Raw genomic sequence first — 15,916 nt, 5'->3', positions numbered from 1 at the left:
GTAAACAATATAGGTCAAAAGTGGAAAAAGTAAAAAGGGCTAGGGATACAATTGACAATTAACTGAAAATATTTTAACATTTAGATAAATATCTAAATGTCTAATTATCGAAAGGAAGAAAGACATTGAATCAAGCATTTAAAGCATTAGCAGACCCGACAAGGCGAAAAATTTTAGACTTATTAAAAGAAGGCGATTTAACAGCTGGCGAAATTGCTGAACAGTTCAATATGACAAAGCCAAGTATTTCTCATCACCTAAATGCGCTTAAAAATGCTGAACTTATCCAAGATGAAAAAAGAGGACAATTTGTTATGTACTCTTTAAACACAACTGTATTTCAAGATTTATTGACTTGGGTGTTTACGTTTACGAATAAGGGGGAAGAGGGGAAATGAAGAAGCATATATTTCCGTTATTATTAATTGCTTTAACGATTATTGCATGGTGCATCGCGTGGCCTTATTTACCGGGAGAAGTTCCAAGTCATTGGAATATTAATGGTGAGGTAGATGGACATATGTCAAAAATGGGAATGCTGATTTTTGATGTAGCAATTATGGTTTTCATATATGCACTAGTTACTGTATTGCCTAAGATAGATCCGAAGTACGACAACTACAAAAGATTTCCTAAAGCACTTGGAATGATAAATGGAGCAATTTTATTTTTCTTATTTACTATTAATATGATGACACTAGCAAATGCTTTAGGGTATAACATTCCAATTGGAATCGTTGTGAACATAATGGTCGGTATCCTTTTCATCGTACTCGGCAATTATATGCAGCAATGTAAACCAAATTTCTTCATAGGTATTAAGACGCCATGGACGTTAAGTAGTGAAAATGTATGGAGAAAAACGCATAGGATAGGATCAAAGATCATGATGATTGGCGGTATTGTAATCATATTTTCCTCGTTTCTACCGGGAATGTGGAAGATGATTTGTTTGTTAAGTGTTGTTGTTGTACTGGTTGTTGGTACGATGGTGTATTCCTATGTTGCTTATAAGAAAGAGATAGGAGCTTAATAGAAATTTTATGGGGGAGAGAGGATGAAAAGACACGTATTACCATGGAGTTTAATTATTGCAATTGCAATGGGATGGTACATTGTATGGCCATATTTACCGGAACAAATTCCGCGTCATTATAATGCTGCGGGAATAGTAGATGGATATTTTTCTAAAGTAGAGGCAAGTTCATTTTCAATAGGTAGTATGGTGTTGCTGTATTTGATATGGCTAGCTATGGGGTATATTGATGTAACAAAAGATAAGTATAAACAGCATGCTAAAGTCCTTTCTGCAATTAACTATGCCATTCTTTTTATAGGATTCGGCTGTAACATATTTGCGTTATTAGCAGCGTCTAATTATATTGCTTCAGGCTCAATCGCCTTTAATTTCGGAATTGGAACGTTGTTTCTTGTACTAGGTAATCACATGCAACAAACGAAGCCAAATGGTTTAGTAGGCATTCGAATGGACTGGACCTTAGAAAATCCTGTAGTTTGGAGAAAAACACACAGATTTGCTTCGAAGGTATTTGTAATAGGTGCACTTTGTATATATGCGGGAGCGTTACTTCCAGATCCATTCAATATCTTTGTGGGGATTGGAATAATATTAGTATGCATCTTCATATCAACGATAAAGTCATATGTTATTTATAAAAAAGAAATGCAATTGTAAGCAATAAGCGATTGAACTACACTAATCAAATTATATATTTATAGTTTTTATGTGTTAACAGGTTCTAATACTCAGTGGGGATAACAAACAAAACTTGCTGAGTAAAATTAAAAGCTTGATAATCTGAATATTTTGTTTTTTATCCGAGAGATAGTTTGGGGGAAATCACATGTTAGAAATTATAAATTTTAGCAAGACATACAAAGGTGGCAAAAAAGCAGTAGATCAGTTAAATATTACTGTTCAAGCAGGAGATATCTTTGGATTTATTGGGCATAACGGTGCGGGGAAAAGTACAACAATTAAGTCGTTAGTTGGAGTTATAGATTTTGAAGAGGGTGAAATTTTTGTTGATGGATATTCAGTAAAAAAGGATCCGATTGCATGTAAGAGAGTAATGGCGTATATTCCCGATAATCCAGATTTATATGAGCAATTAACAGGAATTCAATATTTAAACTTTGTTGCGGATGTGTTTAAAGTGTCTGCAAAAGATCGGGAAAAGGAGATACAAAAGTATGGAGATGCTTTTGAGATTACACCGTACCTAGGTGATTTAATATCTTCTTATTCACATGGTATGAAACAAAAAGTGGCGATTATATCAGCGGTTTTGCATAAACCGAAATTATTAGTTTTAGATGAACCTTTCGTGGGTCTTGATCCAAAGGCTGCTGTAGTGTTGAAAGGTATTATGAAGGAGCTTTGTGAAAAGGGAAGCGCGATTTTCTTTTCTACGCATGTTTTAGATGTGGCGGAGAAGTTATGTAATAAAATAGCGATGATTAATAGAGGGAAATTAGCACTTTCAGGGGAAGTGAATTCTTTAATAAAGGAAGGATCATTGGAAGAGCTCTTTATGAAGGAGCTTGCTAATGAATATTAGTAGTCTAGGTCTTTTAAAAATCCGCTTGATAACGCAGCTTGGTTTAAATACTTTTAAATACGAAAAAGATAAGAAAAAGAAGCAGAATAAGATTTTACTGACAGCATCTATTGCCTTGGTGGGTGTCATGTTAATGCTATATTGTGGGGCCTCGGCATATGGATTGGTGAGACTAGGAATAAGTGAAATTATCCCAGTTTATGCACTAGTTATTAGCAGTGTATTGACGTTGTTTTTCACTATATTTAAGGCAAATGGAGAGATTTTTGCTTTTAAGGATTACGATCTTTTAATGTCATTACCGATTCGTGTAAGTACGGTTATTACAAGTAGGTTTTTATATTTATATTTGCTGAATACGATCTTTTCAATCATAATCATGCTACCAATGGGAGTTGTTTATGGCATACATGAGAGGCCATCAGTTTCTTTTTACTTTATGTGGTTCATCAGTATGTTTATAGCATCTTTAATTCCAACAACAATAGCAGCGATTTTTGGAGCTGCGATTACGGCAATCGCTTCTAAATTTAAAAATACGAATAAAATAACTACAATTTTAAGTTTCATAGTAATTATTACATTCGGTTTCTTTATGCTGAAAAACGGAAATGCTCAATATAGCCTTAATGATATGAACGGGATTGGTGCAATTGTTTCGGAGCAATTAACTAAAGTGTATCCATTAGCTAACATGTTTCAAAAAGCAATTGTTCATGCTGATATTGTAGCTTTCATCCTGTTTGTTGGGATATCGGTTATTTGGTATTATCTTTTTGTAAAAATCCTTTCGTTAAAATATAAGCAAATAAATACAGAGATTACCACTTATCATATGCTTTCAAATTATGAAATTCATAGCATGAGAAAAGAAAGTGTATTGGCCGCATTGTATAAAAAAGAACTGAAGCGTTTCTTTTCTTCTACAGTGTATGTGGTAAATAGCGGAATGGGAGTTGTGATGGCGCTAGCTTTCGCACTAGCTATAGTTGTAGCAGGGCCAAGTCAATTAATAGCGTATCCTGGAATTGAGGCCCTGTTGCAAAAGATTGCTCCATTTGCTATTTCAGCAGCGATTTCGATGACGTGTACAACATGTGTGTCATTGTCTTTAGAAGGAAAAAATGTATGGATTATTAAGTCGTTGCCTATAGCGCCAAAGATGATTTATGACAGTAAAATTCTTATGAATCTTTCATTAAGTATACCTGCATCACTTATTAGTGCTGTATTACTGATAATAGGGTTAAAACTAGATGTTTGGAGTTCTCTTTTCATCGTAATAACACCGATAACATATTCATTATTTTCGGCAGTATGGGGGATTTTTATTAATAATCGATTTGGTTATTATGATTGGGTATCAGAAACTCAAGTAGTAAAACAAAGTATAGGATCGTTTGTCGGTATGTTCGGTGGCTTAATTATGGCTGTTATACCTGCCTTGTTAATCGGTACTGCTACGATCTCGAACTACAGAGTGTTTACTTTTGGAGTTGTTATAGTACTTACGATTGTTACTATTTTCTTGTATAAGAACGAGTCGAGAAGAAGTATAAAATAAAGTTAATGTCATATTCGTATTTTGTTTGTAAAGAAGAAGTTAAAATAAAAAAGCTACTGCTCCTTTGAAAGGAGCAGTAGCTTTTTTATTTTAGGGAAATTTGGATCTAGACATTATTTCTTCAAAGCCGGTATCCAAATTTCACTTTTGAAGTTTGGAGAAGTTACATCTTTCTGTTCATTCCACAATATTTCCGGTCCTTCTGCTAGTTCATAGTTCGAAGAAGGGAACCATTCGGAATAAATACGTCCCCACACATTTTGTAATGCATCAGGAAATGGACCGACAGCTTCAAATATAGCCCATGTTGAAGCAGCGACTTCAAGTTGCGCAAATTGCTCTGGGCAATCTTTCGTTGTGGCTACTCCAATATAGTGATCGAGTTCGCCTTTTTCTTCCATTCTTCCTTCAGAAAAGTTAGTAGAGGCATTAATGATTCCATTTGGGTTCACATTTGAAAGCATCTTTAATGTTTGAATGGACTGTGGGGTTAAACTTTTCCACATAGAAGCAATTTCTTCGTTTACACCGTTAAAAACGATTGGTACTCGTTTTTGTATGCCAATGATTTGAAATGGCTCTTTTTCTTCAATTCGATAGTTCATTTCATTTCCTCCTTGAATGGATAGTTGGAATGTCATTGGTGAATAAGCCTTCAAAGAGCGAATTGTCCTTCGAGCTTCTGAAGGCGTTATTCCGTGCAAATTTTGAAATGCACGTGTAAATGAATCTGGTGAGTTGTATCCATATTTTATAGCGACATCAATGACTTTTGCATTGCTATCTTTTAGTTCAAAGGCAGCAAGGGTAAGACGTCTACAGCGAATATATTCTGATAGTGATATGCCAGCTAGAAAAGAAAACATTCTTTTGAAATGATATTCGGAGCAGAAAGCTATTTTTGCGACTTCTTTAAAATCAATTTCGTGTGTAAGGTTGTCTTCAATATACTGCATTGCCGCATTCATATTTTTAAGTGAATCCATTATATGACCTCCTTTGTATATAGAATATCAGGAATGAAATAGCTCCATCCGACATTTCATGCACAACTTTGTAGGGGGCATTTTTAACCTTACAAAATTGTAATGTTCCTGTAAGGAGAATGAATGGATGGCATGATATCCCAATGTTATAGTAACAAAGTACTTTAGTACATTAGGTTAAATTCTGATGTCTTTACTTATGTGCCTTACATAACTGTCATGTTTGTGTAAGAAACATCGATAGTGGCAAGAGTAGAGAGTGTATATAGTTGAAAATAGAGAATAGAAGAAATGAGGGATGTCGAGATGAAAACAGTGTTAGAAGCAAAAAATATTGAAAAAGTATATGACACAGGTGGGAATAAATTTGCAGCTTTAAAAGGTATTAACTTACAAGTAAAAGAAGGGGAGTTCGTTGGAATTATGGGACCTTCTGGTTCGGGTAAGACGACTCTTTTAAATGTTCTTTCTACAATTGATAATGCGACGAACGGTGAGATTTTAATTGATGGAAAAGACATCGTGAAGATGAACGATGATAAGCTAGCGTTATTCCGCCGTGATCATTTAGGGTTCATTTTCCAAGATTATAACTTATTAGATACGTTAACGGTGAAAGAGAATATTGCGTTACCTCTTGCGTTATCGAAGGTGAAAGCGAGTGAGATTGATCGCCGCGTTCTTGAAATCTCAAAGAAATTCGGTATTGATCATATTTTAAGTCAGTTCCCATATCAAGTATCCGGTGGACAGAAGCAGCGCTGCGCAGCATCGCGCGCGATCGTTACAAGTCCTAGTATGATATTTGGGGACGAGCCGACTGGAGCACTTGATTCTAAATCAGCGACAGATTTATTAGAAAGTATGAAGTCGTTAAATGAATATGATAACTCTACAATTTTAATGGTAACGCACGATGCATTTGCGGCGAGTTATTGTAAACGAGTTATTTTCATTAAAGATGGTGAGTTATATAAAGAATTACACCGTGGTGAATCAACACGTAAACAATTCTTCCAAAAAGTCGTTGACGTAATGTCTTCTATTTCTGGAGGTATGGCTGATGACCTTATCTAGCATTGCCCTCCGCAACATACAGCGGAACTTTAAAGACTACTTTGTATATTTTGCATCTATGATATTTAGCATCGTCATCTATTTTACATTTAAGGCGTTGCAGTATAATTCACAAATGGAAAAAGCTGCGGAAGGTTCTAAAAAAATTAGCGGTGCATTTCAAGTTTCAAGTGTCATGCTAATCATCTTCGTAGCGGTGTTCATTATATATTCGAACGGTTTCTTTACACGAAAACGTAAAAAAGAAGTTGGGCTATATTCGTTACTCGGTATTCGTAAAAAACAAATCGGTAAAATGCTCTTTTATGAAAATATGTTAATGGGATTAATGTCTTTAATTATAGGGATTGCGATTGGTAGCGTCCTTTCGAAACTATTCCTTGAATTATTAGTAAGCATGATGGGATTAAACTTAAATGTTCATTTTGAAGTACCGATGGCTGCAATTGTGGATACAGCAATTATTTTCTTTGTGATTATATTGTATACATCACTTCAAGGGTATCGTTTAATTTATCGATTTAAGCTAATTGAACTTTTCCGCGCAGAACGTGAAGGAGAAGAAATGCCAAAAGGATCAGTTATTATGGCATTAATTTCAGTTTTCTTAATCGGTTCAGGTTATTTCTTAGCATTAATGTATGTGAAGGCACTTAAGTATGCAGACTTTATGTTAGTCGCACTTTACATTTTACTTGCGACAGTAGTAGGTACGTACTTACTATTTATGTTCTTTACAGTATTCGTATTAAAACGTGCAAGAAATAATAAATCATCGTTTTATAACGGTATGAATATGGTAACGACGTCACAGTTACTATATCGTATTAAAGGAAATGCAAAGTCACTTGCGACAATTTCTATTTTAAGTGCAGTGACATTAACAGCGGTTGGTACGTCAGTTACGATGTATTACAACACATTTACGCAATCAAAAGTAGCTGCGCCGTACAGTTATTCTTATGAGAAAAAAGATGAAGAGCTTGATAAGAAAGTAAATGCGATTTTTGCTGAAGAGAAGGCGAATCACCCTGTCAAAGATCAATTTGAAATTGAGACGGTTCCTGTAAAAGGGAAGTTCGAAGGGGATAAAGTGGACTTCATTCTTAATCTAAACTACACGATTTCAGAGAAATATCAGTTTATGTCTCAGTCCGAATTTAATAAACTTGCAAAAAAAATCGATGCAGAAACAGTGAATGTAGCTACTGGTGAAGCATTTATATATGATAGCTCTTATATTGAAGGGTATGAGTTTAGCCCTGGGTATAAAGGAAGTGAAGCAGTATTCCAAATTGGCAATGAAACGAAGACATTAACGATTCAAGGTGCAAATAATACAGCAATTACGAACTTAGGTGAATTAGTGATTGTCGTTTCAGATGAAATGTATGAACAGGCGAAGCAAGCATTTGGAACACGTACTGTAAAAAATATTGATGTAAAAGATGAAAGAAACAGTAAAGTATTAACAGAAAAGTTAGCAAAAGTGATGCCAGCTGGTGAATCAGAAATGGTACCACTATTTAGAGATTTCTATACTGGTTTCCAGACGGGGCTTGAAGGAACGGGGCTCATGATGTTCATCGGAATGTTCTTAGGACTTGTATTCTTACTAGCAACAGGCTCTATTATTTACTTTAAGCAATTAACTGAAGCAAATGCAGATCGTGAGCGTTACGTTGTACTTCGTAAAGTTGGTGTAACGAAACAAGAAATGAAAAAAGCTATCGCAAAACAAGTAAGCTTTATTTTTGCGATTCCGTTAGTAATCGGAATTCTGCATAGCTTATTTGCACTAAAAGGTTTAGCAAACTTATTACCATTCGAAATTATGATTCCGCTCCTAATTAGTATCGGAGTATATGGCGTCATTTATATCGGATATTACTTCTTAACAGTTCGATCTTATTATAAGATTGTGAGCGCGAAGTAATAAGGAGACAGCTATCGCTACAAGTGATAGCTGTTTTTTTATTCTTCATAAACTCTTAAGAACTCTTCTCAATATTTGTTAAGTAACGATCAAACTTTGGATATAGTAGTATATAATAATTTTAAATTTTTTTATAAAGAAGATAAAAAATAGTAAGGAGTAACAAGATGATCATGCAGGTTTCTAAGAAGAAAATATTATTATTTCTTTCAATTATTCTTTTGGCTTTATTGATGGTGTATGTATGTACAAATAATAAGCATGTCCAAAATATTGTTCATAATGTTGAATTAGAGCCAACCAATCACCCTTTAGCAATAGAACAAAGAAATGGAATTACTTTAGAGAGAGTTAAAGAAATACAAGAAATTATACAACGGCATAATTAGATTAGAAGAAAAAAACGAGTGATATCACTCGTTTTTTTCATTACACAACATTAGGATTATAAATCATCGTAAAGTGCGCTTGTAACAACTCAATATGACACGGTGTATGTAGAGAGCTTTCACCATCTGTATCTACTTCTTTTTCTTCTTCTGTTTCAATATGAATGGATTTAGCTTTGACGTGGAAGATGTCATTTTCATTTGAGTCTTCAAATAGTTTCTTTCCGATGTAATCTTTAAACGCTTGAATGCCTGTTGATTTGACTACGAAAATATCAAGTGTTCCGTCATCACATTTTACGTTCGGAATAAAGGATGGGATACCCCCGAGATATTCACCGTTTCCAACCATAACAAGGACAGCTTCATCTTCATACACTTGTCCGTCGTAAGTAATTTTTACTGGGAATGGTTCAGCATTTTTTACAGTTCGAATGGTGCTTAAATAGTAACCAATTTTACCAAGCTTTGCTTTCTCTTCTGCATCAATATTGTTTGATACTTCAGATACGAGTCCAATGCCCCAGAAGTTTAAGAAGTGTTGTCCGTTTGCTTTTGCGACATCAATTGGTTTTACATGTCCTTTTGTAATGAGTTTCGCTGCTTCTGCAATATTTTGCGGAACACCAAGTGTGCGAGAGAAGTCGTTGCAAGTTCCACCTGGAATGATTGCAAGTGTAGGTCTAGTTTCAAGAGGGGCTAAGCCGTTTGTGCATTCAAATACAGTTCCATCACCACCAAAGACGATAATTAAATCTACTTTACTAGCAAACTCTTGGCAATATTTTGTTGCATCACCTTGTTTTTTCGTATGAAGGATATGTAGGTCAGGAAAAGCTGTGGCAAGTGGTGGTACGATTTTTGTTAAGTTCGTATGTAAATCGCCTTGTCCTGCTTTCGGATTTACGATGAGGAGTACTTTTTCAAATTTTGTTTTTGTCATTCTTCATCTCTCCCTTTGTTTTTATAAATTACGGTAGAAATAAAACTTCCACCAATAATGCATGGAAGCTTATTTGATCCCGCTATTTGCGGGCCGATAATCATTGGGAATGGACAAAAATCCCAATGATTAAGGTTTCACTTTATTATATTATTCCGTTACAACTGAAGCGATAAATGGTAAGTTACGATATTTTTCTGCACAGTCGATACCGTAGCCAACGATAAATTCGTCTGGAATTTGGAAGCCAACATACTCAGCTTTTAAGTCCACTTTACGGCGTTCAGGTTTATCAAGTAACGTACAGAACTTCAATGCTTTTGGTTTATGCATGAAGAAGTGATCTTTTAAGAAGTGAAGTGTTAAACCAGAATCGATAATGTCTTCTACGACAATTACGTTTTTTCCAGTAATGTTTACATCGATATCTTTTAATAGTTTTACTTTTCCAGTTGTTTCTGTTTGATTTCCGTAGCTAGATGCAGAGATAAAGTCGATAGTTACTTCGTTTTTAATATGGCGAATTAAATCAGCAGCGAATACGAAAGATCCTTTTAATACAGCGATTACAACGATTTCTTCTCCTTCAAAATCACGTTCGATTTGAAGCGCTAGTTCTTTTACTTTTTCTTGTAATTGTTCTTCAGAAATTAAAGTGTCTTTTATTTCAATTTTCATTTGAATCCTCCTACAGTGTAAAACTTGTGAACATTTCGACTGTAAAGGATAGAAAGAAAAAAGTCAAAGAAGATATAAGGTTTTTACAGAAATCCCCACAAAATAGTCAGATGATATGATATACTGATAATATTAAGAAAACGCTTCCAAAAAGGGTGATTATGATGAAAAAGAAACAGTATACAAGTGTAACATTTATAAAAGCATTGCTTTTAACAATTGTTCTTGGTATGTTGGCTTACATAATTGATGTACCTGCAATTCGCATTTCACTAATTGGAATGGCTTTAGTATTAGGCGCAATTTCCCACGGTATGATGTCGCAGCTGCAAGAGGCTGGACTTGATGATATGAAAGATTCTATAGATAAGAAATGAAAAACCTTCACGTATATAGAGTGAAGGTTTTTCGTTTCTTACAAAAATGTAAGGTGATTTGTAAGACAAATCGATAGTTGCATAGTAGTGTTTTGGATAAACTATAGGTGTAAGGTAAAAGGCAAGCATATTTTAGGTAAATTAAGTTTTAGGCACTCTATATGTGAAAAAGGAGTAGGAGGGCATGGAGAAACATTGGACGACCTTTTCTTTTTTAGCAACTAGTAACACCGTAATGCTAGCTGGAGAAATGGATTTTTTGCATACGTTTGATCGAGAAGACGATCATTCTTCTTCTAAATTTACAATGAAATGGAGTAAGTGGAGCGATAGTTGTAAATTGGAAGAAGAGGCCCCTAACGAAAGGCAAAAAATTATTTTAACAAATCCTATTAAAGCATGGGTCGTTCAATGTCGTAAGTGTAACGTCAAAAATCACTTCAAGAAAACTGAGCCGAGACAATTAGTTATCACTCCGGCCCTTTCTACTTCTCAATCACGCGAAAGTAACAAATAAATATCGAGACACACACCCGAAAAAACATCGTATATATTACGGTGTTTTTTTATTTTTCTAAAATGAAATCTTTAACAGAATTCCATTTCATCTGCATCTTATATTTACATCTCTTGTTTATTCTAATAATACATCCGGTGCGACGTGATGTGTTACTAGAATAAAGTATAAAAGGAGAGAAATAAAATGAAAAAAAAACTATTACCAATTTGTGCAATGGCACTTTTAACAGTAGGATATTCTTCAGTAGCGAGCGCTTCTACTGGAACATTAACAAAAGAAGAATCAGCGCAAATGCAGCAAGATAAAGCTAAAAAAGAAGAAGCAATTAAGGAACAGCAAAAGAGCGAAGTAGAGAAAAAAGAAGCGGCACAAGTACAAGAAAAAAGTGATATGGCTAAAAAAGAGGAAGCAATAAAAGCAGGGCAAAAGAATGATACAGCGAAAAAAGAAGTAACACCACAAGTTCAAGAAAAGGAAGCTCTTGCAAAAAAAGAAGAAGCAATTAAGGCCGGGCAAAAGAATGATGCAGCGAAAAAGGAAGTAGCAAAGCCAGCTGTACAAGGTGAAAAATTACCAAACACAGCATCAAATAATGTAGCAATGATGGCACTAAGCGCATGTCTTGTAGGGATAGGGACATTATTTGGTTTGAAGCGTCGTAATAAAGTTAAGGCGTAAATAAAATATTTTTCTATAAAGAATGGGATAATTTCATATATTAAAAATGGTAGGTTATTCCTACCATTTTTTGCATGGAGGGATGGAACATGAAGTTACTCAATTATATCGGTATCATATTGATGGCCATAGGGCTATTCATGGGATCGTATTGCGCTGTGGAATGGTATAAAGGAAAAAGCTCTGCTCGAGAATTAACGAAAGAAGAAATAAAGAGCCTTAAAAATATACAAGATAATCAACTTTCACATGAAACACCTGTAACTTCCCAAGTACCTTCTTCTCAAACCGAGCATAAAGAAGGAGAAAAGGTAGCAATGTTAAATATACCGAAAATAAAGAAGAAGTTTTCTATATATTGGGGAGCAAATGATGCAATATTGAAAAAAGGAGTCGGTATGTTTGTTAGTGATTTAACGACAACACCATCTGGAGGGGGACATACTGTACTGAGTGGGCATCGAGATACTGTATTTACAGATTTAGGAGAGTTAAAAGAAAAGGATAACCTTATTTTGGAGTATGATAATAAAATTTACACATACGAAATTCAAAAGACATGGATTACACATGCGGATGATCGCACTGTTATTGTAAAAAAAGAAGAGCCGACATTAACACTGACGACTTGCTATCCATTTGATTATATAGGGGATGCACCGGATCGATATATTATCGAGGCAAAGTTAATTACGAGCAATTCAAAATAAAATTATCAAGTACAAAATGCTAGCTACTTAAAATGAGAGGGGGAGACATAGATTATGTCAAAAAACATTTTAATTGTTGAAGATGAAGATATTTTACGCGAAATATTAAAGGATTACTTTTTGAGTGAACAATATAAAGTGCTTGAAGCGAGAGATGGAAAAGAAGCTTTAGTCTTATTTGAAGAAGAAGAGGTCGATTTAGTTATACTTGATATTATGTTGCCGGAACTTGATGGATGGTCTGTTTGCCGAAGGATCCGTAAGACGTCCGGGGTCCCAATTATTATGCTGACGGCACGTGTAGATGAAGATGATACGTTACTTGGATTTGAGCTTGGGGCAGATGATTATGTTGCGAAACCATATAGTCCGCCTATTTTATTAGCGAGAGCGAAACGATTATTAGAAAGTAGACAAGCATCAAAGAAACCTTTAGAAAATGAAGATGATACGTTATCAATTCATGGCATTCACATCCATTTTCCGTCACGTACTGTTACTGTTGATGAGGCAGACATTACTTTAACACATACAGAATTTGAAATATTAGCTTATTTCATGAAAAATCAAGGGATTGTTTTAACGAGAGAACAGTTAATTTCAAGAATTTGGGGGTACGAATTTGCTGGCGATGATCGAACGGTTAATAGTCATATTCGTAATTTGCGAAATAAATTAGGAGAGAAAGCAAAGTACATTACAACTGTAGTGCGAACCGGTTATAAATTCGAGGGGAACATATGAGAAAAGGGATTGTACTTAAATTATTTATCCTTACAACAGCTCTATGTATGTTGATTTTAGCGACGATATTTATTGGTCAAACGATATTTTTTAAACAATATTATGCGAACCGAAAAGTAGAAGATATTAAAGTGAATTTAAATTCCTTTGAGAAGAATTATTTGAATTATGTAGGAAATGCAGAAGGAATTCAGAAGCTGGAGCAAGATTTTTTAAGAGAAAATAATACGTGGATTACGATATTAGATCAGAATGGGAATTTAAAACATGTGGATGATTTTTATTTTGAAGTAACGATAGACCGTAGGCAACAAAAGAGCTTTGGACAACAAATATTCAAGATTCCCTTAGGTAATCTCGTCAATATAGAGGAGATTGATAATAAATTATCAGAGCAGTTTTTAGGACAAGAAATCTATTTTTCTGGAGTGAAAAAAGAAGAAAGTTTTATTCCATTCTCTTTCTCGTTAGGTAAGCAAAATTTAAGTGGATCTAATAAACCGTTAGAAAAAGCATTTAATGAGAAAATGATTAAATTAGATCAGGAGAAAAAGAAAGCAGCTGAGGAACAAGTTGTTAAGGAAAAGAAGCCGGCCGTTCAGGAGCAAGTTGCTCAGGAATTAGATGCTTTCATAGTAGGACGTGTTACGAAAGTACAGTTCCCCGATGTAAAAGGTCCTGTGAATCCAATTTATAAAAATAGTTTATTCTTAGATAGCATAAAGGAATTTCAAACTGATTTATTATTAAAAGAGAATAATCATATACAGTATTCAACACAAATAATGGACTATGAAAAAAATGATATAAAATATAAATTATTAATTAAACCAAAAAAAGAAAAAGACGGATCGGTGACATACATATACGCGATGGCTTCTTTACAACCTGTCGATGAGGCGGTACAAATGGTGCAAGATTATTACATCTATATTGTTGCATTTGTAGTCGTTCTAATTTTTCTAGCTTCGTTTTATTACTCAAAACAAATTGCAAAACCGCTACTAAAAATAAATGATACAACGAAGAAAATAGCTCATTTGGATTTCACAGAAAAAATTCCGATTACTTCAAAAGATGAAATTGGTGATTTATCGCAAAATATTAATACATTATCTAATAAACTACATTCACATATTGGACAGTTAGAACAAGATATTGAAAAAGAAAGAAAGTTAGAAAACACAAGGAAAGAATTTATTGCGGGTGTATCGCATGAACTAAAAACGCCGCTGAGTATTATGAAAAGCTGTATTTTCATTTTAAAAGATGGGGTAGCTGAACATAAGAAAGACTACTATTTTCAGGCGATGGAAAAAGAAGTAGACAAGATGGATATACTAATTTTGGATATGCTTGAATTAGCTAAATTTGAGTCTGGCACATACAACATGAAGATGGATTCTTTCTATATCGATGGAGTGATTGAAGAAATATGTGAACAGCTTTCATCGGAGATAGAGAAAAAAGAACTGAGTGTGCACAAACATATATGTCCAGCAGAAGTGATTGGGAATCAAAATAGAATTGAACAAGTAATTGTGAATTTTATTACGAATGCAATACGTTATACACCAGAAAAAGAAGATATTATTATTTCCACAATAGACGGGAAGGATCATATAAAAGTATGTATTGAAAATAAAGGTGCTCACATTGAAGAAGAACAATTAGATAAAATTTGGGATCGTTTTTATCGCGTGGATGCGGCAAGGAAACGTTCACAAGGTGGAACAGGGCTTGGTCTTGCAATTTCAAAAAATATTTTAGAACTGCACAATGCTGAATATGGGGTGAAGAATACCGAAGATGGTGTGTTATTTTACTTCTATTTACCGAAAAAAGCGTAGACAATCATGTTACGCTTTTTTAATTTGTTTTCATATTATCTTTACCTAATCTTTATTTTGGAGCAGTATAATTTGGATAGAAAATGAGGTTATGTAAGGAGTCGATGAACCGTGCATAGCAATTGGCTAAGTATAATGGTATTTATTTTCTTTTGTGCATTTATTGTATTTTTAATTGATATTACGATGTGAAAAAAGAGCGCTAAGTTAAGCGCCCTTTTTTTGTGTATTCATTTGATAAGCACCGATGCTTTTGAATAAGCGTGGTGAAGTTGTAAATAAAAGAATTAGTAATACAGTACATAGTATGAAAGAACCAATCATGGTACTGCCGTTTACAATTAATGAATATAGCACAGCTGATTGTCCTTTAGGTGCATATTGACCAAAGAAAATAATACCAGCAATAAAGTGACAGAAATAGCGTGCAAAGCTGCCGACAAATGTGGCAAGGATAATGTAAACGAGTGCTTTTTTTCCTTTGTTTTGTTTTGGTTTATCTTTGCGAATACCAAAACTTGAATGCTCTGCATTACTGTTGTCTGAGGCAAGTGCTTTTTGAATTGGACGATAGAATAAACCAGCAAAGCCGATAAAGGCAAAGGCAATGAAGTACTCAATGAATGCTTGAACTGGTGTTAGAATGTAAGCATCGCCTACGACAATTTGTAAAAGCCCCCAAATTAAGCCTCCTAAGAAAGCCCTTTTGAAGCCCCAGCGGTATGCGATAATAAAAATAGGAATCATAGCAAATGAGATGGAACCGCCTGTTGGAAGTTTAATTGATAATGGTAGAATGTCGATAATCAAGGCGAAGGCTGCAAGAATAGCAGATTCGATCATCGCTTGTAAATTGGTGTTACGCATGTTGTCTCCCCCTAA

The 15,916-nt window shown here is 34.5% G+C and carries 17 protein-coding genes and 2 pseudogenes; 15 read left to right on the top strand and 4 right to left on the bottom strand.

Features of this window, described 5'->3' with window-relative positions; all coding sequences use genetic code 11:
- The first annotated feature begins 125 nt into the window (after nucleotides 1-125).
- The 5 genes from QCI77_RS24590 (at nucleotide 126) to QCI77_RS24570 (ending at nucleotide 4,146) form a co-directional block, all read left to right on the top strand.
- Nucleotides 126-398 (top strand): autorepressor SdpR family transcription factor, encoded by a 273-nt coding sequence (locus tag QCI77_RS24590; protein WP_002089211.1) that lies wholly within the window; start codon nucleotides 126-128, stop codon nucleotides 396-398.
- Nucleotides 395-1,033 (top strand): SdpI family protein, encoded by a 639-nt coding sequence (locus QCI77_RS24585; protein WP_078421880.1) that lies wholly within the window; start codon nucleotides 395-397, stop codon nucleotides 1,031-1,033. Before QCI77_RS24590 ends, QCI77_RS24585 begins: the two co-directional genes overlap by 4 nt.
- A gap of 24 nt (nucleotides 1,034-1,057) precedes the next feature.
- The gene (locus tag QCI77_RS24580) at nucleotides 1,058-1,696 is read left to right on the top strand and encodes an SdpI family protein (protein ID WP_215590290.1); all 639 of its coding nucleotides are present in this window, start codon (nucleotides 1,058-1,060) and stop codon (nucleotides 1,694-1,696) included.
- A 169-nt stretch (nucleotides 1,697-1,865) separates the two neighbouring features.
- Complete coding sequence (locus QCI77_RS24575; RefSeq protein WP_002089208.1) at nucleotides 1,866-2,582, top strand: ABC transporter ATP-binding protein; 717 nt, start codon at nucleotides 1,866-1,868, stop codon at nucleotides 2,580-2,582.
- A complete protein-coding gene (locus QCI77_RS24570) occupies nucleotides 2,572-4,146 on the top strand; it encodes a permease (protein ID WP_353825575.1) in 1,575 nt (524 codons plus the stop codon). The genes QCI77_RS24575 and QCI77_RS24570 overlap by 11 nt, the downstream gene beginning before the upstream one ends.
- A 113-nt stretch (nucleotides 4,147-4,259) precedes the next feature.
- On the opposite strand, the gene QCI77_RS24565 is transcribed toward QCI77_RS24570, so the two are convergent.
- Nucleotides 4,260-5,132, bottom strand: a complete 873-nt coding sequence (locus tag QCI77_RS24565) for an AraC family transcriptional regulator (RefSeq protein WP_353825574.1) — start codon at nucleotides 5,130-5,132, stop codon at nucleotides 4,260-4,262.
- 306 nt (nucleotides 5,133-5,438) lie between these two features.
- On the opposite strand from QCI77_RS24565, the gene QCI77_RS24560 reads away from it, so the two are divergent.
- From QCI77_RS24560 to QCI77_RS24545, 4 genes and pseudogenes are all read left to right on the top strand, one after another.
- Complete coding sequence (locus tag QCI77_RS24560) at nucleotides 5,439-6,209, top strand: ABC transporter ATP-binding protein (protein WP_000859659.1); 771 nt, start codon at nucleotides 5,439-5,441, stop codon at nucleotides 6,207-6,209.
- Nucleotides 6,196-8,145, top strand: coding sequence for an ABC transporter permease (locus QCI77_RS24555; protein ID WP_353825573.1), 1,950 nt, complete (start codon nucleotides 6,196-6,198; stop codon nucleotides 8,143-8,145). Before QCI77_RS24560 ends, QCI77_RS24555 begins: the two co-directional genes overlap by 14 nt.
- A gap of 167 nt (nucleotides 8,146-8,312) precedes the next feature.
- Nucleotides 8,313-8,435 (top strand): annotated as a pseudogene (locus QCI77_RS24550) (rod shape-determining protein MreC); the annotation flags it as partial.
- Nucleotides 8,427-8,534, top strand: a pseudogene (locus QCI77_RS24545) (DUF2199 domain-containing protein); the annotation flags it as partial. The pseudogenes QCI77_RS24550 and QCI77_RS24545, both read left to right, overlap by 9 nt.
- A 40-nt stretch (nucleotides 8,535-8,574) precedes the next feature.
- Here QCI77_RS24545 and QCI77_RS24540 read toward each other — a convergent pair.
- Nucleotides 8,575-9,477 (bottom strand): diacylglycerol/lipid kinase family protein, encoded by a 903-nt coding sequence (locus QCI77_RS24540; RefSeq protein WP_000167914.1) that lies wholly within the window; start codon nucleotides 9,475-9,477, stop codon nucleotides 8,575-8,577.
- Nucleotides 9,478-9,627: 150 nt separating this feature from the next.
- Nucleotides 9,628-10,155 carry a hypoxanthine phosphoribosyltransferase gene (gene hpt, locus QCI77_RS24535; protein ID WP_000687586.1) on the bottom strand — a complete coding sequence of 176 codons (528 nt, stop codon included), beginning with the start codon at nucleotides 10,153-10,155 and terminating at the stop codon, nucleotides 9,628-9,630.
- Nucleotides 10,156-10,316: 161 nt separating this feature from the next.
- Here hpt and QCI77_RS24530 point away from each other — a divergent pair, with 161 nt between their 5' ends.
- The 6 genes from QCI77_RS24530 to QCI77_RS24505 all read left to right on the top strand — a co-directional run bounded on the left by QCI77_RS24530 (nucleotide 10,317) and on the right by QCI77_RS24505 (nucleotide 15,034).
- A complete protein-coding gene (locus QCI77_RS24530; protein WP_353825572.1) occupies nucleotides 10,317-10,532 on the top strand; it encodes a hypothetical protein in 216 nt (71 codons plus the stop codon).
- Nucleotides 10,533-10,716: 184 nt separating this feature from the next.
- Nucleotides 10,717-11,049, top strand: coding sequence for a hypothetical protein (locus QCI77_RS24525; protein ID WP_000410949.1), 333 nt, complete (start codon nucleotides 10,717-10,719; stop codon nucleotides 11,047-11,049).
- 186 nt (nucleotides 11,050-11,235) lie between these two features.
- Nucleotides 11,236-11,730 carry an LPXTG cell wall anchor domain-containing protein gene (locus QCI77_RS24520; RefSeq protein ID WP_071733392.1) on the top strand — a complete coding sequence of 165 codons (495 nt, stop codon included), beginning with the start codon at nucleotides 11,236-11,238 and terminating at the stop codon, nucleotides 11,728-11,730.
- Between the two features lie 89 nt (nucleotides 11,731-11,819).
- Nucleotides 11,820-12,440, top strand: a complete 621-nt coding sequence (locus QCI77_RS24515) for a class D sortase (protein ID WP_353825571.1) — start codon at nucleotides 11,820-11,822, stop codon at nucleotides 12,438-12,440.
- A gap of 54 nt (nucleotides 12,441-12,494) precedes the next feature.
- A complete protein-coding gene (locus tag QCI77_RS24510) occupies nucleotides 12,495-13,184 on the top strand; it encodes a response regulator transcription factor (protein WP_353825570.1) in 690 nt (229 codons plus the stop codon).
- Nucleotides 13,181-15,034, top strand: a complete 1,854-nt coding sequence (locus QCI77_RS24505; RefSeq protein ID WP_353825569.1) for a sensor histidine kinase — start codon at nucleotides 13,181-13,183, stop codon at nucleotides 15,032-15,034. The genes QCI77_RS24510 and QCI77_RS24505 overlap by 4 nt, the downstream gene beginning before the upstream one ends.
- A 207-nt stretch (nucleotides 15,035-15,241) precedes the next feature.
- Here QCI77_RS24505 and thiT read toward each other — a convergent pair whose 3' ends face one another.
- Nucleotides 15,242-15,901 (bottom strand): energy-coupled thiamine transporter ThiT, encoded by a 660-nt coding sequence (gene thiT / locus QCI77_RS24500; protein ID WP_113770448.1) that lies wholly within the window; start codon nucleotides 15,899-15,901, stop codon nucleotides 15,242-15,244.
- Between the last annotated feature and the right edge of the window lie 15 nt (nucleotides 15,902-15,916).

Source organism: Bacillus cereus group sp. MG9 (assembly GCF_040459995.1).
GTDB lineage: Bacteria > Bacillota > Bacilli > Bacillales > Bacillaceae_G > Bacillus_A > Bacillus_A mycoides.
This window is presented reverse-complemented; position numbering and strand designations above follow the sequence as displayed.